Here is a 25,323-nt window from a genome sequence, read left to right on the forward strand (position 1 = left end):
ACGAATTAAAAGAAGAAATCCAGCATAAAGAGGATGAAAAAAATCTTGTAACAGTTATATCTGGTATCGTTGATAACTTTGAAACAATTAATCAATGTAGTGAAAGGAAAGAAGACGAACTACATCAGTTTATGGAAGGTATTTATAAGCTTTCTAGCATGGCAGCAGGGCGTTCTAGAGAAGCAAAGAATACACGTAGTCTAGAAGGTGAATTGCAGTCGTTACAACTAGAAAATGAAAGGCTAAAACGAGAGAAAGAAGAGCTTGTACAAGATATTAAAGGTATGACGCAGCTTTTAATCCATTTCATTACAAGTTCTGATATTGATCAAATACGTAAATTACCAACTTTCGTACAAGATTGTAAAATGGAATTACATAAACTAGGTCTATATAATGCACAAGACGGTAAAATGAAAATTATGGTTGACCGTAGTGGACAAGTTATGACGGTAACACAGTAATAAAATTTGGGTACAAAATAAAAGGGAGATACATAGTTTATATGTATTTCCCTTTTGTTTTGTATGGAATCGTTCCAAAGATGGAAGATGAATTTTTACGATTGTAGTAACTTAGAAACCATTTGCGGAATTTGATTCGCTTGTGAAACCATACTAAGGGCAACTTCAGTCAATAATTTGAACTTTAAAAAATCACTCATTTCTTGCGCCATGTCTGCATCTTCAATTCGAGATGCAGCATCTGTTAACGCCATACTTTGACTATTTAAATTTTCAATATTGAAATGTAAACGATTTATCATAGCTCCAAGATCAGCACGATGAAGTGACACACTTTGCAAAGCCTCTTCAATTTTAAGAATTGCCGCTCTTGCTTCTTGTTCTGTTGAAATCTTGATGTCGTGTTGTGTAGGGGAAGGTGGTGGAATAGACTTTGATATATGTACCGTATGACCGATATCGTCTAATGTAACAGGGCGGTTTTGACCGTCAAATACGGATAAATCATTAAACTCAGTCGTCTCGCCAATATAGCTAATTTGTTCTGTTAAAGATTGAAACTCTTTATTCAGTGAATCACGGTTTTTATTTGAATTTGTACCATTTGCAGATTGAACAGCTAAATCACGCATGCGCTGCAAAATATTCATCACAGTTTGAAGTGCAGCTTCGGCTGTGCGAAGCATCGATATTGCATCCTCATTATTACGAATCGCCACGCGCATACCATTCGCTCTTGCATGCATACGAGTCACAATCGCAATATTAGCTGGATTATCAGAAGCATGGTTTAACTTCTTACCAGTAGCCAAATGTTCCATCGCAACATTCATACGTTTTTCATTCTCGTATAGCGATTGCCTAGCGTTCATACTCAAAAAATTCGTACCAATACGCATAATAGACACTCCTTATTGATTCATATATGGTCTTAAAGCCAATAAACAGCTATAAAAAGAAAAAGGAACTTTATGCTTATCTTCTAGTTGTGTTTTAACATGAGAAGGGATAGAGATAGGCACTGACCGCTTCTACGCCACGCGGATGCTCTCTCCTACCTAAAAAAGAAAGATCTTACAAATAATTCATCTATATAGAAAAAAATAAACCTCTCCGCAAGCAGAGAGGTTTATTCAGGAAACTAACTCAAATGGCTTATTGTAATAATTTAGAAACCATTTGTGGAGTTTGGTTTGCTTGAGAAAGCATGCTGATACCAGCTTCGTTCAAGATTTTGAACTTAGTCATTTCAGACATTTCTTTCGCCATGTCAGCGTCTTCGATTTGAGAAGCAGCTGAAGCCATAGAAGAAGATTGGCTCTTTAGGTTATTTACGTTAAAGTCAAGACGGTTTAATGTAGCACCTAGAGTTGCACGGTTAGAAGCGATTGTTTCTAATGCAGCATCAATTGATTTGATTGCGCCAGAAGCGTTTGGTGCAGATTTTGTAATATCACCTGCAGTAGGTTCAGTATAAGCAGTTCCGATTGCCGCAGCCGCTGTATGTGTACCATCAAAAGCAGTCATTTTGTCTGTAATACCTTCGATTGCCTTGTCAGACAGTAAGTTTTTATCAACGTTATTAAATGCTGTTTTAAACGCATCAACCGCTTTGTCAATAGTAGCTTGATCAGATTTATCATCTAATTTAGCTAAGTCAGCTTTAGCTGTTTTTAAAGCATCAAGGGTTGCTTTATTGTCAGTAAGGTCTTTTGCTGTAATAGTGATTGTTTTATCAGTAGTTCCTGCAATTGATAATGTATCAATATTTAAAGCTTTAGTAGATGAATCAGCTAGATTGATATTGATTTGTTTAGCTGTATCAGCGTTATCTAGAGTTTGAATAGCAATAGATTTGTTATCACCATTTAATAATTTCTTATCGTTAAACTCTGTGTTTTTAGAAATGTAATCGATTTGTTCTTTTAATGCAGAAAATTCTTTATCTAATGCTTTTTGGTTATCGCCAGTGTTCGTACCGTTCGCAGATTGGTTAGCGATGTCACGCATACGAAGTAAGATGTTAGATACAGAGTTTAAAGCTGAGTCAGCTGTACGGATTAAAGACATACCGTCTTGTGTGTTGTTAGCTGCAACACCTAATCCGCTTTCACGTGCACGCATACGAGTTGCGATTGCAAGACCTGCTGCATCGTCAGAAGCGTTGTTGATACGTTTACCGCTTGATAAACGGTCCATAGCGTTGCTCATTTTAGCTTGGTTTTGGCGCATGTACTCTTGAGTACGCATGCTGTTAATGTTTGTATTAATTCTCATGTTAAGAAACCCCCATTTTTTTATATTGACTTTTCTGCAAATTGAAAAACGGTAATATGCGAAAAAATCAATTTCGAGATTTATTGTAATCCTTGCTACAACGGGTGTCAACTAAAAATTCGAATTAATAAATATAAAAAAATAACAGTTTAACAATATATTCATTTTTTTATTACATAATTATTAAAAGGATTATTGCAAACTTTAAAAAAAAACTCTAATATTAGATTATCTTTGTTTACCGAAAAGGTGATATTATGATAGTTGGAAATATAGTAAAAGAAGTGCTTGCATATAAGAAAGGACAAATTCAGCAAAAGCTAAGTAGTCCACAAGCATTTGTTAGTAGTCGTTTTCAAGAGAAGTTGCAGAGTGAGCCTGCGAAGGAGACGAAAGAAACTACGCAGCCGGCAAAAGTAGAAGATATGAGTCAGCCGGTACAATCTACGAAAATAGAAGCGGTTGTTAATAAACCCGTAGAAACTATTAATAAAGTAGAGGAAGCGAGTAAGCCTGAAGAAAAGGCTGAAACGAAGAAAGCAGATGAAGTGCAAGTTGCGCAAAAAGAGTTTGAACGACGTTTCCCAGAAACGAAAAATGAGGCTGCTGATACGTGGGAATTAACGAAGAAGTATAATATTCAAAAAATACGTTCTTCCAATGAAGGGAAGTATGAGGATATTATTGATCGTGTAAGTCGTACATATGGAATTCCAAAAACGTTAATTCAAAAAATGATTGAAGTAGAGTCTAATTTTAATCCGAAAACGGTGTCACATGCCGGTGCGATGGGTCTTATGCAGCTTATGCCAGCGAATGTGAAGGAGATGGGTGTGAAGAATCCCTTTTCACCAGCTGAAAGTATTGAAGGTGGCGTGAAAGAGTTAAGCGGTTATTTAAAGAAAAATAACGGCGACTTAGTATTGGCACTTGCTTCTTATAATGCTGGTCCTGGCAATGTGAGAAAGTACGGAGGCGTACCGCCATTTAAAGAAACGCAAGGATATATTAAAAAAATATTAAATATCGACGTTTCAAAATAAGAAGTTTCATATAGAGAGAACATGAAATTTTCGTGAACATGATATGGGAGTTGGCTAGATTTGAAATTACAAGATGATATTCCGTTAACAATTTATTTTGAAATCGGAAATACGAAAAAGAAAATTGAAGATCTGCTTCATATTACGAAAGGTACATTGTATCGTCTTGAAAATTCAACGAAAAATACGGTGCGTCTTATGCTTGAGAATGAAGAGATTGGAACCGGAAAGATTTTGACGAAGAATGGGAAGATGTACGTTGAAATCGTTGAATTGAAAAGGTAGGGAAGGGGATTGTCATGAGTGGCGAAAAATTAAGCCAAGAGCAAATTGATGCCCTGCTGAAGGCGGTAAATGAAGGCGAGGAAATGCCAGCTTTCGCACAAGAAGCAGGAAAGCAAGAGAAATTTCAAGAGTATGATTTTAATAGACCAGAGAAGTTCGGTGTTGAGCATTTACGTAGTTTGCAAGCGATTGCTTCTACGTTTGGAAAACAGACGTCACAGACGTTATCAGCGCGTATGCGTATTCCAATTGAACTAGAGCCTTCAACAGTTGAGCAAGTTCCATTTACGAGTGAGTATGTGGAGAAAATGCCGAAAGATTATTATTTATATTGCGTGATTGATCTCGGTTTACCAGAGCTTGGAGAAATTGTTATTGAGATTGATTTAGCATTCGTTATTTATATTCATGAATGTTGGCTTGGCGGAGATAGTAAGCGTAACTTTACGATGCGCAGACCGTTAACAGCGTTTGAGTTTTTAACGCTTGATAATATATTCTTGCTTCTTTGTAAAAATTTAGAGCAATCATTTGAAAGTGTTGTTGCGATTGAACCGAAATTTGTAACGACGGAAACAGATCCGAATGCATTAAAGATTACGACAGCGAGCGATATCATTTCATTACTTAATGTAAATATGAAAACAGATTTTTGGAATACGACGGTGCGTATCGGGATTCCGTTCTTATCTGTTGAAGAAATTATGGATAAGTTAACGTCTGAAAATATTGTCGAACATTCTTCGGACAAACGTAGGAAGTATACGTCTGAAGTGGAAGTGAAAGTAAATCAAGTGTACAAACCTGTTCACGTTGCAATTGGTGAGCAGAAAATGACAATGAGTGAGATTGAACAAATTGAAGAAGGCGATATTATTCCGCTTCATACGAAAGTTTCGGATGAATTACTTGGTTATGTAGATGGAAAGCATAAATTTAATTGTTTTATTGGAAAAGATGGAACGCGTAAGGCGCTCCTATTTAAAAGTTTTGTAGAGTAGGAGGATCCATATGAAGCATGAAGTATCTCCCGTGTCATTAATGGGATTAGAAGATTTTGCAGGAAAGCGAAATGAAGCAGGTAAAGCACATATTGATACTGTTTCAGATATTTCGATTGAACTTGGTGTAAAGCTTGGAAAGTCATCTATTACGCTTGGTGATGTGAAGCAGTTAAAAATTGGCGATGTTCTGGAAGTAGAGAAAAACTTAGGACATAAAGTAGATGTGTATTTAAGTAATATGAAAGTCGGCATCGGTGAAGCAATCGTAATGGACGAGAAATTCGGTATTATCATTTCTGAAATTGAAGCTGACAAGAAACAAGCGGCGCTTATGAAAGCGCAAAGTCAAATGCAAGATAAAGAGTAAAGGAGGAGTCATATGTCGTATATGACGACCTTATTTCAAGTCGTTTTACTGTTTGGTGCGCTCGGTTACGGTGCATATTATATGACAAAAAAGACGCGCAAACAGCAGTTTTTTAAGCAGGGTGAAAATGGCCATATTCAAGTAAAAGACGGCGTGTATTTAAATCATCAAACGAGTGCCTTTTTATTTGAAGTGGACGGAAAGCAAGTGTTCACTGTTATTAGTAATAACGGTGTACAGTCTGTGCAATTAACCGGAACAGGAAATCAGTTTCAACAAGCACTAGAAGACGCGGTGAAGACTGAAACGAAAAAAGTAGAGGATCCATCATGAGAATAAAGAAACAGTTATCATTATTAGTCGTTATTTTCGTATTTTCTATCGTTTTTTCAATTATTTTTGTAAATCCAGCGTATGCGGCCCCGAACGGTTTTATTAATTTCGAAAATGGAAAAGAGTTTACGAGTAATTCAAGTGTACAACTATTTGCGCTCGTTACCCTTTTATCATTATCTTCTTCTATCGTTCTATTATTTACACATTTTACTTATTTTATGATCGTTCTTGGGATTACACGTCAAGGACTTGGGGTAATGAATTTACCACCAAACCAAGTGCTTGTTGGACTTGCATTATTTTTATCACTCTTTACGATGCAGCCTGTACTCGGGCAACTGAAGAGCGATGTGTGGGATCCGATGACGAAAGAGAAAATAACAGTAAGTCAAGCTGCGGAAACGACAGCTCCTATTATGAAAGAATATATGTCAAAGCATACGTATAAGCATGATTTGAAAATGATGCTGAAAGTACGCGGAGAAGAGTTGCCGAAAGATTTAAAGGATCTTTCCTTATTTACACTCGTACCATCCTTTACGTTAACGCAAATTCAAAAAGGGTTACTTACAGGGATGTTCATTTATTTAGCGTTTGTATTTATAGATTTGATTATTAGTACACTTTTAATGTACCTCGGGATGATGATGGTACCGCCGATGATTTTAAGTTTACCGTTTAAAATACTCGTTTTCGTATATTTAGGTGGATATACAAAAATTGTCGATATTATGTTTAAGACGGTCGCCTGAAGCGTTTGATGCTATGTGATAGGAGTCATATAAATGAATACGTCACCAATTATAGATATTTTCCAAACCTTTTTTTATAAAGGGGTTATGATTTTAATGCCGATTGCCGTTGTAAGTCTGATTGTCGTTATTATTATCGCGGTTATTATGGCAATGATGCAAATTCAAGAGCAAACGCTGACGTTTTTACCGAAAATGGCGAGTATTGTGCTCGTAATTATCATTTTAGGTCCGTGGATGTTCCAAGAGTTAACGATGCTTATTTTAGATTTATTTGATAAAATCCCATCGCTATTGCGTTCGTACTAAGATAGGTGAACTGAAATGAATATGGAATTATGGGCGGCAACGTTTTTTGCGTTTTGTCGCATTACTTCATTTTTATATTTTTTACCGTTTTTCTCAGGCCGATCCATTCCAGCAATGGCGAAGGTTACAGTTGGACTCGCTCTTTCAATTACAGTGGCGGATCAAGTGGATGTCTCTCACATCAAGACAGTTTGGGACGTTGCAGCTTATGCAGGAACGCAAATTGTAATTGGATTATCACTTTCAAAAATTGTAGAAATGCTGTGGAACATTCCGAAAATGGCAGGGCATATTTTAGACTTTGATATTGGTTTATCACAAGCAAGTTTGTTTGATGTAAATGCAGGGTCACAGTCCACTTTGCTATCAACAATTTTTGATATATTTTTTCTTATTATTTTTATTTCACTGGGCGGCATTAACTATTTCGTTGCCACTATTTTAAAGTCGTTTCAATATACAGAGGCGATTTCAAAATTGTTGACGACTAGTTTTTTAGATAGTCTACTCGCAACGTTATTATTTGCGATCACATCAGCGGTTGAAATTGCTCTGCCGCTTATGGGAAGTTTATTCATCATTAACTTTGTTCTTATTTTAATTGCAAAAAATGCTCCGCAATTAAACGTTTTTATGAATGCATACGTAATTAAAATTACATGTGGGATTTTGTTTATTGCGATGAGTGTACCGATGCTCGGTTATGTGTTTAAAAATATGACGGATGTATTACTTGAAGAGTATACGAAACTATTTAACTTTTTCTTAACGAAGTAGGGGGACGCGCATGGCAAAGGATAATAAAACAGAAAAGGCCACCCCGCAGAAGCGTAAAAAATCGCGTGAAGAAGGGAATATTGCCCGGAGTAAAGATTTAAATAATTTATTTTCCATACTTGTATTAGCAGTTGTCGTTTATTTCTTCGGAGATTGGCTAGGGTTTGAGATTGCGAATTCCGTAGCGGTACTGTTTAATCAAATTGGAAAAAATACAGATTCAACCGAGTATTTCTATTTAATGGGGATGCTACTACTAAAAGTATCAGCTCCGATATTAATACTCGTATACGCTTTTCATTTATTCAATTATATGATTCAAGTCGGCTTTTTATTTTCTTCAAAAGTTATTAAGCCGAAAGCGTCACGTATTAATCCGAAAAACTATTTTACGAGACTGTTTAGTCGTAAAAGTTTAGTAGATATTTTGAAATCACTATTTTATATGGGATTAATCGGTTACGTCGCTTATGTTCTTTTTAAAAAGAATTTAGAGAAAATCGTGAGCATGATTGGATTTAACTGGACTGCGTCACTTACTGAAATTATTAGGCAAATTAAATTTATTTTCTTAGCAATTTTAATTATTTTAATCGTTCTTTCTATTATTGATTTCATTTACCAAAGATGGGAGTACGAGCAAGATATTAAGATGAAAAAAGAAGAAGTAAAAAGGGAGCATAAAGATAATGAAGGGGACCCGCAAGTAAAGGGGAAACGAAAAAACTTTATGCATGCCATCTTGCAAGGGACAATCGCGAAGAAGATGGATGGTGCAACGTTTATTGTGAACAACCCGACGCATATTTCGGTTGTACTTCGTTACAATAAACACGTTGATGCAGCACCAATTGTCGTTGCAAAAGGGGAAGATGAGCTCGCATTATATATACGAACGCTTGCCCGTGAACAAGAAATACCAATGGTGGAAAACCGTCCGCTTGCTCGTTCTTTATATTATCAGGTCGAGGAAGATGAGACGATTCCAGAAGATTTATACGTAGCTGTAATTGAAGTTATGCGCTATTTAATTCAGACGAACGAACTTGAAGTGTAATAGCGCGTTTGGAGGAGATCTCTTTGTTTAAGATAGAGTCTGCAAGAACCTATTTTTCTATCTTTTTAGCAGCGTCATTCGTAGTGGCGCTCTTAATTCCACTTCCACCATTTATACTTGATATCATTATCGTTTTTCTACTAAGTATGTCAGTGCTTATTTATATGCGAGCGACAAGTATTAACGAGTGGGATGAATTAAAGTCATTTCCAACGATGTTGTTATTAATCGGGATTTTCCGCGTATCGATTAACGTTTCGACGACGCGAGCGATTTTGACAGATGGAAATGCAGGTCATGTTATTGAAGAGTTCGGCCAGTTCGTAATTGGCGGAAACTTATTAATTGGTATCGTTATTTTTACAGTATTAATCATATTCCAGTTTATCGTTGCAAACGGTGCATCTCGTACAGCTGAAGTAGCAGCTCGTTTTACACTTGATTCTTTACCGGGGAAACAAATGTCTATCGATGCTGATTTAAACCAGCGTATTATTTCAGAAAAAGATGCACAGGCAAAACGAAAAAAATTAAATATGGAAACAGAGTTTTACGGGGCGATGGATGGTGCCGGAAAGTTCATTAAAGGGGACGTTATTTTCGGGATTGTCATTTTATTCGTAAACATTATTTTCGGTTTAATTGTCGGCATGATGCAGCAAGGAATGAGCTTTGCAGATGCAGCTCTTCATTATACACAGTTAACTGTCGGTGACGGAATCGTAAACCAAATCGGTTCATTAATGCTTGCAATTTCAACAGGTATTATCGTAACGCGTGTATTTGACGGCTCACCGGATACAGTAACAGAAGGTATCTTTAAAGAGTTATTAGCGCATGAAGTCGTTGTATATGCACTAGGTGGTTTATTTATCGCAATGGGTATTTTTACTCCGCTACCGTTTCTACCATTCGCACTCGTTGGTGGAACGATTATCTTCTTAGGCATTCGTAATAAAAATCGAATAAAGAAAGAAAAAGAAGACGAGCTTCAAAAAGAATTAGAAATGATTCAAGGCGAAGATGAGCAACTGCAACAAGTGGAAGATTCATTCGGAGTATTTACGGATAAATATCCGATTATTGTAGAACTCGGTTTAGATTTAGCAGCACTTGTAAAGCAGAAAATTAACGGGGAAACAGCTCGTGATAAAGTTGTTCTTATGCGGAAGTCGATTATTACTGACCTTGGTATTAACGTTCCTGGAATTAACTTTAAAGATAATACGAGCTTTAGACCACGCGGACGTTACATTATTCGAATTAAAGGTGCTAAGGCAGCTGAAGGTGTTTTAAAATCAGGTTATTTATTAGCACTGAAAACACCGAACGTAATGGCTGATTTAGATGCAGAGCCAGCTAAAGATCCAATTTTCGGTGAAGATGGATATTGGATTTTAGAGCATATGGTGCAAGATGCACAAATGAAAGGCTATCAAGTGTTAGAGCCACTTAGCATATTAATTACACATTTAGATGTTGTCGTTAGACGTAATCTTCATGAATTAATTCAGCGTCAACATGTAAAAGACTTAATTAACTCGCTTGAAAATGATAATGGCGTTCTATTAGAAGAGATTAAGAAGAAAGAAATTGATTTATCACTCGTTCAAAATGTTATTAAACAACTTCTAAAAGAAGGTATTTCTATTCGTGATTTACCAACAATTATTGAAGGTATTATTGACGGCAAAGAAATTTATCAAAACCACGTTGACGGTGTGACATCATTTGTTCGTGAATGTATTTCAAAAGTTATTTGTGAAAATGCGAAAAATCCGGACGGAAAAATATATGCAGCGCTCTTCTCTGATTCAATTGAGTTAGATGCGGATGTTGTGAATAATTCATATCAAGGTTACTTATTAAACTGGGATTTAGATTTAGAAACACGTGTCGTTGAGCAAGTGCAGCGCGTCTTTAAGCAAGCACGTTTAATGGGAAGAGAACCAGTGTTATTAACACGTAGAAAAGATTTTAGATTTGCGATCGTAAGACTGCTAGAACGTTATCAAGTGGAAGCACAAGTACTTTGTATTAGCGAATTAGCACCAGAAATTGTTGTGGATCAAATTGCCTATATTGAATAGTAGGGGGTGAAGTAATGGAAAGTACAGAAAAGAAAGAAGCGTTAATGCGAATAAAAGCAGCTTCGAAAAATGAATTGTATCGAAAGTTATTTGACCAATATGGTACAGATTATTATTACGTTGTCGATGAAAGTGTAAAACGAAATATACCGTTTTTCTGGAAAAAGGATTATGAAATGTTAGTTGCTTTTCCAGAAGAAAAACAGGAAGAAGTGAATGAAGGTACAGCTCAATTTCATGAACAGTTAATGGATGTTGTGAATGATCCTTCAGAACAAATTGTGAAGGCGAATGGAATTCAATCAGTACTGCACAATTTAGAAAACGTAACGACTTCTATGTCATACGCGGCAATGCAAACAGGAAATAGTGAAGAATGGGCAAGAAAAAAAGAAAAACTATTAAAGCTGTTTGAAAAAGGAATTGTCGTTGTGAAACAGACGAAAGAAACGGAAGTACCGAAAAAGAAAAAAGTTGTGAAACAAGTCGTTCCGGTAAAGAAAGAAGAAGTAGTTCCAAAGAAAGAAAATCAAGAATCTGTACCGTTTATTATTCAAAAAGTAATTCGGATGCTAGAACAAAACGATGTAGAACAATATTTCATTTATGCATATGCTGAAAAGTTAAAAATAAAGTTTGAAAATGCAACGATGATTACAGAAGAAGAAGTTATCAGGTACATATTGGAAGATATGAAATCTCATTTTAATACGGAAAACGTCTTTGAAAAAGAAGTACAAACAATCGCATTAATCGGTCCAACTGGCGTTGGTAAAACGACGACACTCGCGAAAATGGCATGGCAATTTCACGGTAAGAACAAAACAGTTGGTTTTATAACGACAGATCATTCTCGCATAGGGACAGTGCAGCAATTGCAAGATAACGTAAAGACAATTGGATCGGAAGTAATTGCTGTGCGTGATGAAGCTGCAATGACAAGAGCGCTTACGTATTTTAAAGAAGAAGCACGCGTCGATTATATTTTAATTGATACAGCCGGAAAAAATTATCGTACGTCAGAAACAGTGGAAGAAATGATTGAAACGATGGGACAAGTAGAACCAGATTATATTTGTTTAACGTTATCAGCTTCGATGAAAAGTAAAGATATGATTGAAATCATTACAAACTTTAAAGATATTCATATAGATGGTATTGTGTTTACAAAATTTGATGAAACAGCAAGTAGTGGTGAATTGTTGAAAATTCCAGCAGTATCATCAGCTCCTATTGTATTAATGACAGACGGACAAGATATAAAGAAAAATATACATATCGCTACAGCTGAACATTTAGCGAAACAAATGTTACAAACATCGTAGAAAAGAGGTGAAGAATAAGGCGCTTGCCTTATTCAAACGAATATGAACGGTCTTTATATAGGTTCTATGGGTATGATGAATTACATGCAGCGTATTAATGTTCATTCGAATAACGTTGCAAATGCTCAAACGACAGGATTTAAAGCAGAAAATATGACGTCTAAAGTATTTGATGTACAAGACACATATCGCCGAGGAGATGGGGCGGTAACAAATATCGGTTCGGTCGATTACGCTGTAGTACCAGCTGCAACACATGTGAATTTAATACAAGGAAATATACAAATGACAAATAGCGCTACAGATTTCTTTTTAGATGACGGCGCGGCCGGCACAACATCATTTTTCGTTACTTCTAAAAATGATGAAACGTTTTTAACGAGAGATGGTAGTTTCACATTAAATAGTGATCGTTATTTACAAACATCTTCAGGTGCTTTCGTAATGGGAGAGAATAATGAGCGTATTCGTATTCCGGAAGGAGCAAAGGTTGCTGTACAAGCAGACGGTACATTATATGATGAAGTAACACAAAATAATATTGCTCGTTTACAAACAAAAACAGTAGATGCCGAAACGAATGCTCGTCTCGTGCAACGTGAGAACAAAAGCTTTACACTAGCAGAAGGAAACATTGCTAATTTACCGAACGGAGCAGGAATAGTAAAAAATCATATGCTAGAAAATTCAAATGTTGATATGACGAAAGAGATGGCCGATCTTATGACGGATCAAAAAATGATTCAAGCATCACAGCGCGTTATGACGTCATTTGATAAAATTTATGAAAAAGAAGCGAATGAAATATTGAGATAAAGGACTTCCAAAAGTGGGAGTCTTTTTTGTTATTGCTTTTATTACAGTTACATCATAAAATGATAATGATTATCAATATCATTATATCTATTTTCATAAGAATAGAATTTCATAATGAAAGCAACATTTGTTTAACTAAGTGAATTAAAAATAAGGGGATGGTGTGAAGATGTCTAAAAAGAATCAACTTTGCATTGGATTATGTTTAATTTCTAGAAAGAAAGAACAAGAGAATGAGTTTAATTCCGCAATTGATGAGCAAGTAGAGTTGGCACTACAGGCAGAAAAGGCTAAGTTAGATTTTGTTTTTAAAGCCGATTATTTAGTGGCGCACCCAGATTTAATCGCTCGTAATAAAGGGAATGTCATTTTAGACCCGACGTTACTGTTTACTGCTATTGCTTATGCAACAGAAAAAATTGGAGTCGTTACAACCGCTTCAACTTCGTTTTATCCACCATATATATTAGCAAGGCAATTACAATCGTTACACTGGATTAGTAATGGCAGAGTAGGCTGGAACATTGTTACATCCATTGACGGTGCTGAAAACTTTGGTAAGGAAGAGATGCCATCATCTGAGGAACGATACGCGAAAGCGGCAGAATGTACAGAGTTAGTAAGAAAACTTTGGAGGAGCCATCCTTATGAAGTGTTGAAAATAGATAACACTGAAGTTATTAGAGAGATGGCCAAGCCAATTGAACATAGCGGTGAATATTTTGAGGTAAAAGGTCCACTGAATATCCCACAGCATATATCAGGAGAAATGCCATTATTTCAAGCCGGTGCTTCAGAGTCTGGTCGGAATTTTGCTGCTTCTGTTGCTGATGCAATTTTTGCTGCAACGCCAGATGTAGAGTCAGGTATTGAACTTCGTCAAGATTTAAGAAGAAGAGCAGAACAGCATGGCCGAAAGCAAGATGCTATACGCGTATTACCTGGATTATATTTCTTTATAGGTGATACATATGAAGAGGCGCTAGAAATGCATAGGCAAGCTCATCAACATCTCACAAAAGAGAAGAGATATGCGTTACTTGAAATGGTTCTCGGATTAGATGCGAGAGGGATTCAGCTAGAAAGTAAAATTACCGAAGAGATGCTGCCAAGTCGGGATCAAACTGTACGTAGTAAAACACATGCAGAATTATTACGGCATTTCATTATTAAAAATGAACCAACAGTTGAACAAATACTAGAGCGACCAGAAGTTGTTGGATCGGCTCATTGGGTTGCGGTTGGTACACCAAAAGGCGTTGCGAAGCAAATTATGGATAGGTTTGAGGCCGGAGCGTTAGATGGATTTATTGCTATTCCAGGAGGACCTCCCAAGTCACTAAATCTATTCTTTAGTGAAGTCATTCCTTTATTTGTGAAGGCGGGGGTATTTAGGGAAGAGTATACAGGTTCTACTTTACGGGAGCATTTGGCGGGAAACATGTTAAATACTTTACAGTTAAAATAAATAATAGCATGTAGAAAAAAGCCTTATTATAAAAGGCTTTTTTTATTCAAAATTAAAAATTCTGAAATATAAGTTGACTGTATGAATATTATTTTTTATATTAGTAGGTATAACTATAACTACTAAAGAGGTGAGAGTATGAAAACGGCATTATATTTAGAAGATGCATACAAAACGAGTTGCGAGACAGAAGTGATAAGAGTGGAAGGGAATAAAGTATTTGTAAAAGAAACAGTTTTTTATCCAACTGGTGGAGGACAGGAATGTGATACGGGTGTCATTGTACAAGATGGGTCTGTATTTGAAGTTGAAAAAGTAAAGAAGGAGCAGGGAGAAATAGTTCACTATATAAAAGATGAAGCTCAAGTAAAATTAGGTCCAGTTAAATTAGAGATTAATTGGGAAAGACGTCATAATTTAATGCGTCATCACTCTTTACTGCATCTTATCGGAGCTGTAGTTTATGAAAAGTATGGAGCTCTATGCACCGGAAATCAAATTTATCCTGATAAAGCACGTATCGATTTTAATGAGTTACAAGAGTTATCGAGCGTGGAAGTAGAAGAAATTGTTGAGGAAGTGAATAAACTTATTAAGCAAAATAAAGAAATTTCCACTCGTTATATGAGCCGCGAAGAAGCAGAAAATGCTGTAGGAATGATTAAAACAGCAATAAATCTCCTGCCAACTACTATCCAAGAAATCCGCATTGTTACAATTGAAAACTTAGACGAACAAGCTTGTGGAGGCACACATGTGAAAAATACGAGTGAAATAGGAACACTTATTATTGATAAAGTAAAAAGTAAAGGGAAGCAAAATCGCCGTTTTGAAGTAAGAGCGATTTAGATTGTGAGGGGTTACCGATGGATGAAATTATAAAGGAATTACAAAAGTTAGGATTTTCCCAATATGAATGTAAAGCGTATATTGGATTGTTAAAACATTCCCCAGTAACTGGCTATGAAGTGAGTAAACAAACAGGAGTACCTCGTTCTATGATTTACGAGGTACTCGGTAAGTTAATGGATAAAGGAGCGGTGCATATTGTACCTTCTGAACCAGTTAAATATGTACCAGTACCAGCTACCGAATTAATGAATCGAATGCGAAAAGACTTTGAAAAGTCCTTTGAATTTTTAGATGAGAAATTAAATTGTTTAGAACAAGAGCGACAAATAGATGTAATTTCGCATATTCGCTCAAATGATCGTGTTTTAAAAGAAATATGCAATATAATTAATAGGGCAAAGGAAGAATTATGGATTTCTGTATGGGAAGATCAAGTGCATGAAATTGAGCCATACATTTATCAAAAGGAAGAGGAAGGCGTACATATATTTTCAATCTTATTTGGAGCTCCAGAAACAAAAATAGGAGCGACGTTTCACCATAATTATATGACGCCTCACGTTGTTGAAAAGAGAATGGGTGGTCATTTAACTGTTATTGCGCGTGATGGAGAGGAAGTATTAATTGCGAACTTCTCAAATGATAGCACTTCATGGGCCGTTACAACGTATGACCCAGCGCTAGTTCTCGTTGCTACAGAGTATGTGCGGCACGATATTATGGTTGAAGAAATCACGAAGGAATTTGGAGCTGATAAGTTAGATACGTTATGGCGTGAAAATATAGATTTAGTTCATGTCGTAACAGGAAAACGAACTTTAGAAGGAATGGAGGATGATAGAGATGAGTAAAGCTCAGGCACATGTAGCTTTGCAGAGCGATGATACATTTCAGCAAGGAGTAAAAGATTGTTTACCAACTGTATTTGGTTACTTGAGCATCGGTATAGCAGCTGGTGTAATTGCAAAAACAGCAGGTTTTTCTATCATTGAAATTGCATTTATGTCCACTTTAATTTATGCAGGTTCTGCCCAATTTATATTAGCTGGTATGTATGCAGCCGGTGCTCCTGCTTCCGCAATTATTTTTACTGTATTTTTTGTTAACTTGCGCCACCTTCTTATGAGTGCTGCACTCGCGCCGTACTTTACGAAAATTCCTCTATTTAAAAACTTAATCATCGGTTCGCAAATTACAGATGAAACTTTCGGCGTTGCAGTGCAACACGCGGCGCAAAAAGGATATTTAGGTGAAAGATGGATGATCGGGCTTAACGTAACAGCGTATTTAAATTGGATTCTTGCTACTATTATTGGTGGGCTGTTTGGTGAGTGGATACCAGATCCACATACATACGGGATGGATTATGCATTACCAGCGATGTTTATTGGATTATTTGTTCTTCAGCTCATAAGTAGTAAACCAAAACTAGCAATTCATTTAAGTGTTGCAATTGTAGCGATTATCATCGCATACGTTTCACACCTATTTATGCCAGATAGTATAGCGGTTATTATCGCAACCTTACTAGCTGCGACGATTGGAGTGGTGATTGAAAAATGGAAATGAGATTAGATGTATTATTACTTTTACTAGCAGCAGGAGCTGTTACACTCGTGCCACGTATTTTACCTCTACTCGTATTTAGCAAACTACAAATTCCTGACTGGGGTTTAAAATGGTTAAATTACATACCAATTGCGATATTAGCAGCGCTTTTAGCACAAGTTTTATTTATGCATGAGACGATGCAGTGGGATTACCTTATCGCAGCAATTCCCACATTTCTTGTAGCGATATATACTCGTAGTTTATTAGGTACAGTATTAACGGGAGTGGTTGTGATTATTTTGTTACGTTTCTTTTTCTAAAAAGGATTACGCTCATATAATAGCGAAAGGTGTAATAACATGAAAAATATAGGGGTGGTGTTATGATACTTTTAACGATAGGAGCAATTTTGTTAACGTTGTTTATTTTCTTTATTATCGGCTTTATTACGTTTATGATGTTTGTTGATAAGGCGACACCTCAAATATATTATACACCTTGTGAATCAGTGACAGTGAAAGCTAAAGGTAAAGATAGAAGGAAGAAAAGTTGAATGTTGGCTTTTCTTCCTTCTTCTATTACATCCCCGAAATAACTAACAACAATAACCCAAATAAAAAACTAATAAAGTTTCACTTTACAAGAAATGAATCTATTACATTGTATGCTTGTTTTGTAGAGTGCCCGTTATATTTTTCAGTGTACGGATTTAGAAATCCATGTTCACCGTGTAGTTGTTGTATTTCTAGTAAAGGATTTTTTTGTTGCTGCAATGTTTGAATTAAAGAGGATACTGAAAAACTAGCTTCTTTTTCAGGAAATATAAGTAGTGTAGCGCATGTAGGCTTTATGTGAACATAGTCGCGTATACGAGAACCGTAACATCCGATGATAAAATCTATTTTCGGATTGTTACTACATAGCCATGAGATGGTAGCTCCAACACTAAAGCCGATAAGTCCAATATGTGTATAATTGCTTGAAAGGGTATTGATGAATGCTTCAATTTGGTCTTTTCCATCATCAAATCCAATATGATTTACAAAATGTTCATATGCTTTTTCTTCATCACGATAATGAAATGCGTGTTGTAAGTGCAGAAGATTAGGACAGAATACGTCAATATGAGATGAAGTAAATTGCTCGGTAACGTGATGCATATGGTCGTTCACACCATATATTTCATGAACAATAACGAGAGCTACTTTTTTCTTCATAGTTATATTGTGCCTCTTTGAAACTTAAATTCTTTCTCAACAAGGCAGATACGCAGGTGGAAGTTTTCATACCATTGCTCACGACCTCTTTTTTTCGCTTCTTTATGTAAGGCGTTCTTCTTCCAATTTTCAATTGCATCAAGTGATTCCCAATAAGAAATTGTTATTCCGAGCCCAGAATTACCTCGTGCACTTTCTACATCTAAAAATCCAGGTTGTTGCTTTGCAAGTTCCTCCATTGTTTCGGCAACGGTATTATAGTCTGTTGTATCATTTGATAAATTAGAAGTGAATATCACGGCATAATAATGACTCGCCTTTTGTGAAGCATTTTCCATATAAATTCCCCCTTTAATAAGTATTTTAGCATGTAAAAAAAAGAAAAGAAGCACGACGCTTCTTTTCTTTTTTACGCTGTGAATTTTAATCCAGCATATATTTTACGCCCCTTTTTTTGAATCCAACACACTTGTGCATTTCTCTTTTGAATATTACGTTCTTCCATTGTTACTTGTATAATTTGGTCAATCACAAGAGGGATGTTCGTTTGTACTTGGCACCCACCTGTACTATAGTCGATAATGGTGGCTTCAATCGGCATCCCATTCATATGCAATGTTCCAGGAGACATCAGTTGCTCACGTATATGTTGCCTGCGAAATTGTCTTGGTGCTTTTTTTGTGTTTTTTATGAAAGATGCAATTGCTAGTGTAAGAAATGCTTTATCGTACACCTTTTCCACCCGGTCATTAACCGGTTTACTAAATAGATGAAGAATGAGTTTACAATATTGCTCATGGGACACATCATCAAATGATACACCAACTTGTACAGAATTTTCTTGTCTCCGAATCCATTTTTTTGTACTATGAATCTTTTCTACCTCGCCAAAAGATAGCATATAGGAAGATAGACTTGATAAAGTTTCAAATGGAATGGAGGAATCTAATTCAAAACGTGCCCCCGTTTCACTAATATCAAGGATATTGCAAGAAATGATCATATCTTCGGCATATAAAGTACCTGGTAAATTTACTACGAAACGTTCTGAATTTCGAAAACGCGGTCTTTCAAATGCTACAAATAGTGAAGTGACAATAGCTATCCCGTTGTATAGTAACCAGAAAATGTTAATATATAAGCTCTCTCTTTCAATATGATATTGCTCAGGGTATAAGAGCATAAGTGTTGCTCGAATAAGTGCAATAATTGTTAAAATGAGTAATATGAGATGAGGGATGCTTGCAATCCATAAAAAATGCCTTGTATTATTTTGAACTCCCTTTCTTGTCACATGAAATTGAAACTTTTTACGTAAGAAAATTTCTGATAAAATAGCAAATCCCATATAAGGAGCCATAGCAACTTCGTACACATGACTCCACGTAGTTGTTCGTTTTTTATTAGAAACAGCTTTGAAAATAAGCTGTGATGTTAAAAAGGCAGGTGCCCAGAACATAAATAAGTGCATGAAATTAATTTCTAAACTATAAATATCAAATACTAAAAATAATAGCGGTGCTAATAAAAATATCATTTTATAAACACCGAAAAACCAATAATGAATTCCATCTGCATATAAAAGACGCTGCATAAAAGATAATCCTTTTATAGTGAAAGGATTCCATTTTTTTACGACTTGAATGTTCCCTCTACACCAGCGGTCCCGTTGTTTTAATAAATCACTAAATGTTTCTGGGGATAATCCAACAGCTAGTGTTTCATTGACAAATATAGTTTCCCATTTGTTAGCTTGTAGTAGCATACCAGTTGCCATATCTTCAGTAATAACTCCAGTCGCAAATCCTCCAATTTCTTCAAGCGCGGTGCGGCGAAATAGGGCGTTACTACCAACATACATCGTAGCATTAAAGCGATCTTTCCCTTCTTCTAACTGGCGCATAAAGAAATCTTGTTCATTGGCGATGTTATCTTCAAAAAACAAATTATATTGGAAAGGATCAGCATTATAAAAAACTTGTGGTGCTTGAACGAATACAACATTATTTTTAGAAAAATATCCAATCGTTCGCTCTAAAAAGTTAGCTCGTGGTATCATATCGGCATCCATTGTTACGATAATATCACCTTTTGAATGAAGCATCGCATGATTTAAATTTCCAGCTTTTGCATGCTTGTTTTCGGTGCGAGTTATGTGATGAACAGAAAAATCTGCCGCAAGTTGCTTTACACTTTCACGGCGCCCGTCGTCACAAATATAAATGTTTAGTAACTCTTTCGGATAAGTAATCAACGTACAACCAGCTACAGTACGTTTTAACAAATCGATCGGTTCATTGTAAGTGGCAATAAATATGTCGACAGTAGGTAGTTTTTCAAAAGTGGATAATGGTACTTCTTTCCGTTTATATGGTTTCCATGAAACAATGCTAAAAACGATAGATTGTAAGTAACCAGCCCATTCTGTAATTAACAATATAATACCAGCGATAATACTTATGAGATTAATAGTTGGTAACGAATAAAAAGTTCGCCAAATAAGATAAATAGCATTACAAATGAGAAATAGAATAATAAGTAATTTTTTTGACCATAAATATTTGTGTGCAAGGGCGTAAGTAATAATGATTACGAAAAAAATAATACCTAAACCTTCGTATATAGAGAGGCTCATACAATTCCTCCTTTATGTATAGAGTGGGAAATAGAAAAAAACTTTATATTATTCATCTATAAAGATTTGATTATTTCCAGAGTATAAAATATCACAAAATATAGGGTTAGAGTATAAAATTTACATTTTCTTATTATAAGCTTAAAAAATTAGAAGAAATAATAGTTGTATTTTTGATTCATAAGAAAAATGCCACTTCAAAAGAGAAGTGGCATTTCTTATATTTCCTCTAAGCTATTAACTGGAACAGTTAATTCGCGTCCTGGGTTTTTTACTTCATATATGCGGGCGGTTTCATTGCTTTCATCGACGTGTTGAATCATAACAGGCATGCCTTGAAAACTGACATTGGCTTGTTCCGCTGACACAGAAAGCTCTATTGCACGTTGTATATTCATTTATATTCCTCCCATCATTATTATCTTTGCTAAAAAAGAGGAATAATATACCATTTAGATACATTCTTAAATTTTTTGTATTATTTGTAATGTTTCTTTAATAAATGAAGTGAAGATGGAATCAGGATAGGACTGTACGATTTCATATGCTTCTGTTACTTCTTCAAGAGCTCTTTTTTTATCATTAAGTTTGACATAACAAAGAGCACGATATGCCCCAGCTGTTGTAAGCCGTGCGTGATCAAGTGGATGGTTTATATAATCTGGTATGATAGCACGTTGTAATGTTTTTAAAGCTTCTTCGTATTGTTTTAAACCATACAAAGCTTTTCCTTTTTCAAGATAATACGATCCATCATCTTGAAAAATTCGCTCATCTTTTAGTTGTTCTCGAAATTGTTCTACATGTTCTAATGCAATAGTATATTCATGAGTAATTGTGTTGTAGTAGTAAGCTTTTAAAAGATTAATAACCGCTGCAGATAAAGTATCTTCTGTAAAAATGGCAAATTGCTCTGATTTTTTTATGTAATGTAAATATTGTTCTTTATCAGCCGTTAGGACTTTTTGGTAAGATAAAATACGGTAAAATTCATCTGTTTTATAATACACTTGATGTTTTTTTGAAAATGCAAGTGCATCTAAAATGACACTTTCACATTGTTCGTAATTACCATATGCAAGAAAAATAATCGCCTCATATAAATATAACTCGATATGTATAATGAGATCCATTTCTAAATGTTTCTCTTCATAGTCATTTCGGATGCTAGCAATGAGTTGTAAACATTCAGCATACTTTTTACGTGTGAATATCGTAAAGGATAATTTTAATTTTGTTTCCGTACTTTCCCGGTATAACGTATATTTTTCAAAAATAGAAGTAGCCTTTTCCACGTAATGTTCAATATTGTAATCTTTCATTTTAGCCGCAGCTGTTACAAATTGTTTATATAAACGAGCGGTATTCAAAGTAGGAGGTAGCTCTTTTTGAACGATAGGTAGTAAGATCTCATATACTTCATCGTACTTATTTGCTTTTATTAGTTGTTCCATTTGTTGAATGAGTTCTATCATTTCCACATCATCATCTTCTAGTAAAAAACTCGTTTCGCATCCAAGTTTTTCAGCAATATATTGTAATGTTTTCATGGAAGGTGTAGCTTTTCCGTTTTCAATTTGGCTTAGCATACTTTTTGTCAGCTCTGAACCTGCTAAATCAGTTTGAGTAAGCTTTTTTTCTTTTCGTAACGTTTTAATTTTTGCACCGAGAGTAGCCATTATATGCTCCTTTATAATTTGAAAGTTAAATATAATTAAACTTTTGTTGTAAAAATTGGAAAGTTAATTATATAATAAGTTTAACACAATTTAACTTTTAAGGGGAGAGTGTCATAATGGGGGATATAAATATAGGTCAAAATGATTGGAAAATGAAGATTGCAACGAGAAATATTATTTTAATGATGATTGGAAAAATGACGTCCTTGTTAGGAGCGGGTATTTATACGTTTGCAATGGGATTATACGTATTAAAGACAACGGGTTCAGGAATGGGGTTTGCAACTACGCTTATTTGCGGATCGATTCCAAGGCTGATCTGTGGACCGATTGCTGGTGCTGTAGCTGACCGTGTTAATCGAAAATGGCTTGTCATCGGTACTGATTTGTTAAGTAGTTTAACAATGCTTATTATGTTTATCCTTGCAACTACTTTTGGGCCATCACTTCTGTTTATTTATGTTTCAGCAGCATTATTATCAATTTGTGCGAGTTTTTATGCTGTTGCATTAACTTCATCTATTCCAAGTTTAGTAGATGAGGGACGTATTCAAAAAGCGAGTGCTTTGAACCAGACGGCAGCATCTTTATCAAATATTTTAGCACCGATTATTGGTGGAGTTGTATTTGGTTTCTTTTCAATTAAATCGTTTTTCCTGCTAAATAGCATTACATTCTTTTTAGCGGTAATTGTACAATTATTTATCGTATTCGATTTATATAAAAAAGACATGGCTGAAAGTAAAGAGCATTTCTTGACAAGTATAAAAGAAGGGTTTTCATATGTAAAAAGACAGCATGAAATATATGGTTTAATGAAAATTGCAGTAGGGGTAAACTTTTTTGCGAGTGCACTTTTCGTTTCACTTCCATATATTATTGTTCAAAATTTGCATCTATCTTCGAATCAACTCGGTGTTGTAGAGGGAATGTTAGCAGTTGGGATGTTAATTGGTGCAATTGCGTTATCAGTACGTAAAGAAGTGAATAATCCGTTTCGCTCTGTTTATATTGGGTTGTTTTTATTTGCGAGCTTGAGTTTATGTACAGTGTTTCCATTAGTAGTCACCATTCCGAAAGTAGCAAGTTTTATTTACTATATCGCTTTTATGATGTTAACTGGTATATCAATGATGGTTGTAAATATTCCGATGCAAGTACATTTGCAAAAGACGACAAATCCAAATTATTTAGGACGCGTTTTCGGCTTACTTGAAACAATTTCTACTGCAATCGCACCACTCGGTATGATTGTGTATGGATTATTATTAGATATGTTGCCAACTAGCATTGTTATGATGACATTAGGCGGAGGCTTATTGTTAGTTGTATTAGTAGGAGTAAAGAAGCATGTAATGAAAAAGCAAGTGGATGTGTCTGCCTAAAAGGAAATTTGACTTAACGAAATAAAAATGACCGAATTAGTATTTTAGTTTTTGAAACTCTTTTTCATGTATGTTAAAGTAAAGTGAGCTTGCAAAGAAAAGGAGACAACAGCATGAAAAAATTAAGTTTTGTTATGCTTTTTCTATTAATCGTAATGGCTGGATGTAGCAATTATGACACATATATTGAAACAGGTATGCAATCATTGAAAGATGAAAAGTATAGTGATGCAACAATGTGGTTCGAAAAAGCAGAAAAAGAGAAATCAGGAAATGAAGCGAAATCATATAAAGAAGTTGCTGAGAAAATGGATCACGGGGCAACAGCATTAAAAGACGGTAAGTATTTAGAAGCGAAAGACATTGCAAATGAAGTGTTACAAAAGAAAAAAGATGATGCACTTGAAAAAGCTGTAACATCAAATGCAGAGAATATGCTTCAAAAAGCAAAAGATGTAGAAGAGAAAGTGAATGAAAGAGTAGCAAAGCGTAGAAAGGTAGAAGAAGAAGGAATCGATAAAATTATTAAAGCTGTCGATAGTATAGATGAAGTGAAAGAAAAAGAGAAGAAAGTATCAGAAGCATTAGATAAGGCTGAAGAGGCGCAAGCAAAAATTGAGGCAAAGAAAAATAAATAGATTTATAGTGTAAAAGGCTGTCGTGCATAACGACAGCCTTTTAATTTTTTGTTGCAAATGAATGGATGCTCTGTAGTAAAAAAGAAATGATTTTAGAATTCCATCTGTCCTCATGATGAATCGTATAAATATTACGCTGAAATTCAAATTCTGGGATTGGTATATAGCATAGCTCATTTCGTTGTATTTCTTGCTCAATAGCAAGTTTAGAAATAAAGGCAATTCCATTACCATATTTTAAAATTTGTTTCATCGTTTCTAATGAGTCTAATTCAATTTCTGATTGGAATGTAATGTTATGAACTGACATCCATTTTGTAAGTAAATCTCTCGTTGTAGATGGATTACGATGCAATAGTATGCGTTCCTTTTCGATATTTTGTAACGATACATTTTCTTTCTTTGAAAAATGATGTTCTTTGGAAAAGGCAAGAACAAGTGTATCAGGTATTATATTCGTTTGTTTTAAAAGTGGTTCATCAAATGGAGCAGCGGAAATTATCCCAAGATCGATTTCGTGATTTTGTAGCATCATTCGAATTTCAGGGGCTGTTTTAACTAGTAGCGTTATTTTTATATTGGGAAATTCACATTGAAATTCATGAACGACTTCTGGCAAAAGATAAGTCGCTGGTACATAACTAGCGCCGATTGTTATAGCACCTTTATTAAAATCTTTAAACTCTTGCGTGACACGTCTAGCTTCTTTCATAAGTGCATCTATTTTAGAAGCATAATGGTGCAAAGCCTCACCAGCCTCTGTTAAGAAATACCTTCCAGAACGTAATTCGAATAAAGACACACCGAGTTCTTCTTCTAAGCTTTTTATATGAAATGTAATAGTTGGTTGTTTAACGCCAAGTTTTTCTGCAACAATTGTAAGCTTTTTGTATTTCTTAATAAGTACTACAATTTCTAATTTTAAGAGATTCATTATGAATTGCCGCCTTTTTTATTTTAACTATAGAAAAAATCTATAGAAATAAATAGTTTATT

At 35.2% G+C, this 25,323-nt stretch carries 28 protein-coding genes and 1 pseudogene; 21 read left to right on the top strand and 8 right to left on the bottom strand.

What is annotated here, in order from left to right; translation table 11 throughout:
* Window positions 1-464, top strand: a pseudogene (locus tag MR167_RS09435) (DNA-binding domain-containing protein); the annotation flags it as partial.
* Between the two features lie 95 nt (window positions 465-559).
* On the opposite strand, the gene MR167_RS09440 reads toward MR167_RS09435, so the two are convergent.
* Window positions 560-1,363, bottom strand: a complete 804-nt coding sequence (locus MR167_RS09440; RefSeq protein ID WP_242314450.1) for a flagellin N-terminal helical domain-containing protein — start codon at window positions 1,361-1,363, stop codon at window positions 560-562.
* Between the two features lie 256 nt (window positions 1,364-1,619).
* Window positions 1,620-2,741 (bottom strand): flagellin N-terminal helical domain-containing protein, encoded by a 1,122-nt coding sequence (locus MR167_RS09445; RefSeq protein ID WP_016077900.1) that lies wholly within the window; start codon window positions 2,739-2,741, stop codon window positions 1,620-1,622.
* A gap of 257 nt (window positions 2,742-2,998) precedes the next feature.
* Between MR167_RS09445 and MR167_RS09450 the strand changes: the two genes are divergently transcribed.
* The 18 genes from MR167_RS09450 (at window position 2,999) to MR167_RS09535 (ending at window position 17,326) form a co-directional block, all read left to right on the top strand.
* Window positions 2,999-3,784 (top strand): lytic transglycosylase domain-containing protein, encoded by a 786-nt coding sequence (locus tag MR167_RS09450; RefSeq protein WP_016098032.1) that lies wholly within the window; start codon window positions 2,999-3,001, stop codon window positions 3,782-3,784.
* A gap of 60 nt (window positions 3,785-3,844) precedes the next feature.
* Window positions 3,845-4,069: a flagellar motor switch protein FliN gene (locus MR167_RS09455; protein WP_000775712.1), complete on the top strand. Its 225-nt coding sequence runs from the start codon at window positions 3,845-3,847 to the stop codon at window positions 4,067-4,069.
* Window positions 4,070-4,083: 14 nt separating this feature from the next.
* Window positions 4,084-5,070 (top strand): flagellar motor switch protein FliM, encoded by a 987-nt coding sequence (fliM, locus tag MR167_RS09460; RefSeq protein WP_000012361.1) that lies wholly within the window; start codon window positions 4,084-4,086, stop codon window positions 5,068-5,070.
* 10 nt (window positions 5,071-5,080) lie between these two features.
* Window positions 5,081-5,440 (top strand): flagellar motor switch protein FliN, encoded by a 360-nt coding sequence (gene fliN, locus MR167_RS09465; protein WP_242314452.1) that lies wholly within the window; start codon window positions 5,081-5,083, stop codon window positions 5,438-5,440.
* A 12-nt stretch (window positions 5,441-5,452) separates the two neighbouring features.
* Window positions 5,453-5,773 (top strand): hypothetical protein, encoded by a 321-nt coding sequence (locus MR167_RS09470; protein WP_000121178.1) that lies wholly within the window; start codon window positions 5,453-5,455, stop codon window positions 5,771-5,773.
* A complete protein-coding gene (locus tag MR167_RS09475) occupies window positions 5,770-6,528 on the top strand; it encodes a flagellar type III secretion system pore protein FliP (protein WP_071714490.1) in 759 nt (252 codons plus the stop codon). The genes MR167_RS09470 and MR167_RS09475 overlap by 4 nt, the downstream gene beginning before the upstream one ends.
* Before the next feature lie 33 nt (window positions 6,529-6,561).
* Complete coding sequence (locus MR167_RS09480; protein WP_001098080.1) at window positions 6,562-6,837, top strand: flagellar biosynthetic protein FliQ; 276 nt, start codon at window positions 6,562-6,564, stop codon at window positions 6,835-6,837.
* A 15-nt stretch (window positions 6,838-6,852) separates the two neighbouring features.
* Complete coding sequence (locus tag MR167_RS09485) at window positions 6,853-7,614, top strand: flagellar biosynthetic protein FliR (RefSeq protein ID WP_001055718.1); 762 nt, start codon at window positions 6,853-6,855, stop codon at window positions 7,612-7,614.
* Window positions 7,615-7,624: 10 nt separating this feature from the next.
* A complete protein-coding gene (flhB, locus tag MR167_RS09490) occupies window positions 7,625-8,671 on the top strand; it encodes a flagellar type III secretion system protein FlhB (RefSeq protein WP_242314454.1) in 1,047 nt (348 codons plus the stop codon).
* Between the two features lie 23 nt (window positions 8,672-8,694).
* A complete protein-coding gene (gene flhA / locus MR167_RS09495) occupies window positions 8,695-10,761 on the top strand; it encodes a flagellar biosynthesis protein FlhA (protein ID WP_000472586.1) in 2,067 nt (688 codons plus the stop codon).
* A 14-nt stretch (window positions 10,762-10,775) separates the two neighbouring features.
* Window positions 10,776-12,086: a flagellar biosynthesis GTPase FlhF gene (gene flhF / locus MR167_RS09500; protein ID WP_016513056.1), complete on the top strand. Its 1,311-nt coding sequence runs from the start codon at window positions 10,776-10,778 to the stop codon at window positions 12,084-12,086.
* A 42-nt stretch (window positions 12,087-12,128) separates the two neighbouring features.
* The gene (locus tag MR167_RS09505) at window positions 12,129-12,902 is read left to right on the top strand and encodes a flagellar basal-body rod protein FlgG (RefSeq protein ID WP_086389893.1); all 774 of its coding nucleotides are present in this window, start codon (window positions 12,129-12,131) and stop codon (window positions 12,900-12,902) included.
* A 169-nt stretch (window positions 12,903-13,071) separates the two neighbouring features.
* Window positions 13,072-14,370, top strand: a complete 1,299-nt coding sequence (locus tag MR167_RS09510; protein WP_242314456.1) for an NtaA/DmoA family FMN-dependent monooxygenase — start codon at window positions 13,072-13,074, stop codon at window positions 14,368-14,370.
* Window positions 14,371-14,508: 138 nt separating this feature from the next.
* Window positions 14,509-15,219: an alanyl-tRNA editing protein gene (locus tag MR167_RS09515; protein ID WP_242314458.1), complete on the top strand. Its 711-nt coding sequence runs from the start codon at window positions 14,509-14,511 to the stop codon at window positions 15,217-15,219.
* A gap of 17 nt (window positions 15,220-15,236) precedes the next feature.
* Window positions 15,237-16,073 carry a TrmB family transcriptional regulator gene (locus MR167_RS09520; protein WP_000343356.1) on the top strand — a complete coding sequence of 279 codons (837 nt, stop codon included), beginning with the start codon at window positions 15,237-15,239 and terminating at the stop codon, window positions 16,071-16,073.
* Window positions 16,066-16,791, top strand: a complete 726-nt coding sequence (locus MR167_RS09525; RefSeq protein WP_000030479.1) for an AzlC family ABC transporter permease — start codon at window positions 16,066-16,068, stop codon at window positions 16,789-16,791. The genes MR167_RS09520 and MR167_RS09525 overlap by 8 nt, the downstream gene beginning before the upstream one ends.
* Window positions 16,782-17,093: an AzlD domain-containing protein gene (locus MR167_RS09530; protein WP_000425944.1), complete on the top strand. Its 312-nt coding sequence runs from the start codon at window positions 16,782-16,784 to the stop codon at window positions 17,091-17,093. Before MR167_RS09525 ends, MR167_RS09530 begins: the two co-directional genes overlap by 10 nt.
* Before the next feature lie 62 nt (window positions 17,094-17,155).
* Window positions 17,156-17,326, top strand: coding sequence for a DUF3951 domain-containing protein (locus tag MR167_RS09535; protein WP_000602229.1), 171 nt, complete (start codon window positions 17,156-17,158; stop codon window positions 17,324-17,326).
* 79 nt (window positions 17,327-17,405) lie between these two features.
* Here MR167_RS09535 and MR167_RS09540 read toward each other — a convergent pair whose 3' ends face one another.
* The 5 genes from MR167_RS09540 to MR167_RS09560 all read right to left on the bottom strand — a co-directional run bounded on the left by MR167_RS09540 (window position 17,406) and on the right by MR167_RS09560 (window position 22,304).
* The gene (locus tag MR167_RS09540; RefSeq protein WP_242314460.1) at window positions 17,406-17,990 is read right to left on the bottom strand and encodes a dienelactone hydrolase family protein; all 585 of its coding nucleotides are present in this window, start codon (window positions 17,988-17,990) and stop codon (window positions 17,406-17,408) included.
* A gap of 2 nt (window positions 17,991-17,992) precedes the next feature.
* Window positions 17,993-18,328, bottom strand: coding sequence for an antibiotic biosynthesis monooxygenase family protein (locus MR167_RS09545; RefSeq protein ID WP_242314462.1), 336 nt, complete (start codon window positions 18,326-18,328; stop codon window positions 17,993-17,995).
* A gap of 71 nt (window positions 18,329-18,399) precedes the next feature.
* Window positions 18,400-20,625 carry a glycosyltransferase gene (locus MR167_RS09550; RefSeq protein WP_242314464.1) on the bottom strand — a complete coding sequence of 742 codons (2,226 nt, stop codon included), beginning with the start codon at window positions 20,623-20,625 and terminating at the stop codon, window positions 18,400-18,402.
* 218 nt (window positions 20,626-20,843) lie between these two features.
* Window positions 20,844-21,023: an H-type small acid-soluble spore protein gene (locus tag MR167_RS09555; RefSeq protein WP_001025734.1), complete on the bottom strand. Its 180-nt coding sequence runs from the start codon at window positions 21,021-21,023 to the stop codon at window positions 20,844-20,846.
* A gap of 66 nt (window positions 21,024-21,089) precedes the next feature.
* A complete protein-coding gene (locus MR167_RS09560) occupies window positions 21,090-22,304 on the bottom strand; it encodes a helix-turn-helix domain-containing protein (protein ID WP_242314466.1) in 1,215 nt (404 codons plus the stop codon).
* Between the two features lie 116 nt (window positions 22,305-22,420).
* On the opposite strand from MR167_RS09560, the gene MR167_RS09565 reads away from it, so the two are divergent.
* Window positions 22,421-23,689, top strand: coding sequence for an MFS transporter (locus MR167_RS09565; protein WP_242314468.1), 1,269 nt, complete (start codon window positions 22,421-22,423; stop codon window positions 23,687-23,689).
* A gap of 113 nt (window positions 23,690-23,802) precedes the next feature.
* On the top strand, window positions 23,803-24,327 hold the full coding sequence (locus tag MR167_RS09570) for a DUF4398 domain-containing protein (protein ID WP_000736417.1): 525 nt from the start codon (window positions 23,803-23,805) through the stop codon (window positions 24,325-24,327).
* A gap of 40 nt (window positions 24,328-24,367) precedes the next feature.
* Here MR167_RS09570 and MR167_RS09575 read toward each other — a convergent pair whose 3' ends face one another.
* Window positions 24,368-25,261: a LysR family transcriptional regulator gene (locus MR167_RS09575; RefSeq protein ID WP_001050622.1), complete on the bottom strand. Its 894-nt coding sequence runs from the start codon at window positions 25,259-25,261 to the stop codon at window positions 24,368-24,370.
* Window positions 25,262-25,323 lie beyond the last annotated feature (62 nt).

It is taken from the genome of Bacillus cereus group sp. BfR-BA-01355, from assembly GCF_022663675.1.
Taxonomy (GTDB): domain Bacteria; phylum Bacillota; class Bacilli; order Bacillales; family Bacillaceae_G; genus Bacillus_A; species Bacillus_A thuringiensis_S.

What these genes read in the sequence shown, in the direction of transcription:
- MR167_RS09440 (WP_242314450.1), bottom strand. Translation starts at nt 1,363, where the DNA reads ATGCGTATTGGTACGAATTTTTTGAGTATGAACGCTAGGCAATCGCTA.
- MR167_RS09445 (WP_016077900.1), bottom strand. Translation starts at nt 2,741, where the DNA reads ATGAGAATTAATACAAACATTAACAGCATGCGTACTCAAGAGTACATG.
- MR167_RS09450 (WP_016098032.1), top strand. Translation starts at nt 2,999, where the DNA reads ATGATAGTTGGAAATATAGTAAAAGAAGTGCTTGCATATAAGAAAGGA.
- fliM (WP_000012361.1), top strand. Translation starts at nt 4,084, where the DNA reads ATGAGTGGCGAAAAATTAAGCCAAGAGCAAATTGATGCCCTGCTGAAG.
- fliN (WP_242314452.1), top strand. Translation starts at nt 5,081, where the DNA reads ATGAAGCATGAAGTATCTCCCGTGTCATTAATGGGATTAGAAGATTTT.
- MR167_RS09470 (WP_000121178.1), top strand. Translation starts at nt 5,453, where the DNA reads ATGTCGTATATGACGACCTTATTTCAAGTCGTTTTACTGTTTGGTGCG.
- MR167_RS09475 (WP_071714490.1), top strand. Translation starts at nt 5,770, where the DNA reads ATGAGAATAAAGAAACAGTTATCATTATTAGTCGTTATTTTCGTATTT.
- MR167_RS09480 (WP_001098080.1), top strand. Translation starts at nt 6,562, where the DNA reads ATGAATACGTCACCAATTATAGATATTTTCCAAACCTTTTTTTATAAA.
- MR167_RS09485 (WP_001055718.1), top strand. Translation starts at nt 6,853, where the DNA reads ATGAATATGGAATTATGGGCGGCAACGTTTTTTGCGTTTTGTCGCATT.
- flhB (WP_242314454.1), top strand. Translation starts at nt 7,625, where the DNA reads ATGGCAAAGGATAATAAAACAGAAAAGGCCACCCCGCAGAAGCGTAAA.
- flhF (WP_016513056.1), top strand. Translation starts at nt 10,776, where the DNA reads ATGGAAAGTACAGAAAAGAAAGAAGCGTTAATGCGAATAAAAGCAGCT.
- MR167_RS09505 (WP_086389893.1), top strand. Translation starts at nt 12,129, where the DNA reads ATGAACGGTCTTTATATAGGTTCTATGGGTATGATGAATTACATGCAG.
- MR167_RS09510 (WP_242314456.1), top strand. Translation starts at nt 13,072, where the DNA reads ATGTCTAAAAAGAATCAACTTTGCATTGGATTATGTTTAATTTCTAGA.
- MR167_RS09515 (WP_242314458.1), top strand. Translation starts at nt 14,509, where the DNA reads ATGAAAACGGCATTATATTTAGAAGATGCATACAAAACGAGTTGCGAG.
- MR167_RS09520 (WP_000343356.1), top strand. Translation starts at nt 15,237, where the DNA reads ATGGATGAAATTATAAAGGAATTACAAAAGTTAGGATTTTCCCAATAT.
- MR167_RS09525 (WP_000030479.1), top strand. Translation starts at nt 16,066, where the DNA reads ATGAGTAAAGCTCAGGCACATGTAGCTTTGCAGAGCGATGATACATTT.
- MR167_RS09530 (WP_000425944.1), top strand. Translation starts at nt 16,782, where the DNA reads ATGGAAATGAGATTAGATGTATTATTACTTTTACTAGCAGCAGGAGCT.
- MR167_RS09535 (WP_000602229.1), top strand. Translation starts at nt 17,156, where the DNA reads ATGATACTTTTAACGATAGGAGCAATTTTGTTAACGTTGTTTATTTTC.
- MR167_RS09540 (WP_242314460.1), bottom strand. Translation starts at nt 17,990, where the DNA reads ATGAAGAAAAAAGTAGCTCTCGTTATTGTTCATGAAATATATGGTGTG.
- MR167_RS09545 (WP_242314462.1), bottom strand. Translation starts at nt 18,328, where the DNA reads ATGGAAAATGCTTCACAAAAGGCGAGTCATTATTATGCCGTGATATTC.
- MR167_RS09550 (WP_242314464.1), bottom strand. Translation starts at nt 20,625, where the DNA reads ATGAGCCTCTCTATATACGAAGGTTTAGGTATTATTTTTTTCGTAATC.
- MR167_RS09555 (WP_001025734.1), bottom strand. Translation starts at nt 21,023, where the DNA reads ATGAATATACAACGTGCAATAGAGCTTTCTGTGTCAGCGGAACAAGCC.
- MR167_RS09560 (WP_242314466.1), bottom strand. Translation starts at nt 22,304, where the DNA reads ATGGCTACTCTCGGTGCAAAAATTAAAACGTTACGAAAAGAAAAAAAG.
- MR167_RS09565 (WP_242314468.1), top strand. Translation starts at nt 22,421, where the DNA reads ATGGGGGATATAAATATAGGTCAAAATGATTGGAAAATGAAGATTGCA.
- MR167_RS09570 (WP_000736417.1), top strand. Translation starts at nt 23,803, where the DNA reads ATGAAAAAATTAAGTTTTGTTATGCTTTTTCTATTAATCGTAATGGCT.
- MR167_RS09575 (WP_001050622.1), bottom strand. Translation starts at nt 25,261, where the DNA reads ATGAATCTCTTAAAATTAGAAATTGTAGTACTTATTAAGAAATACAAA.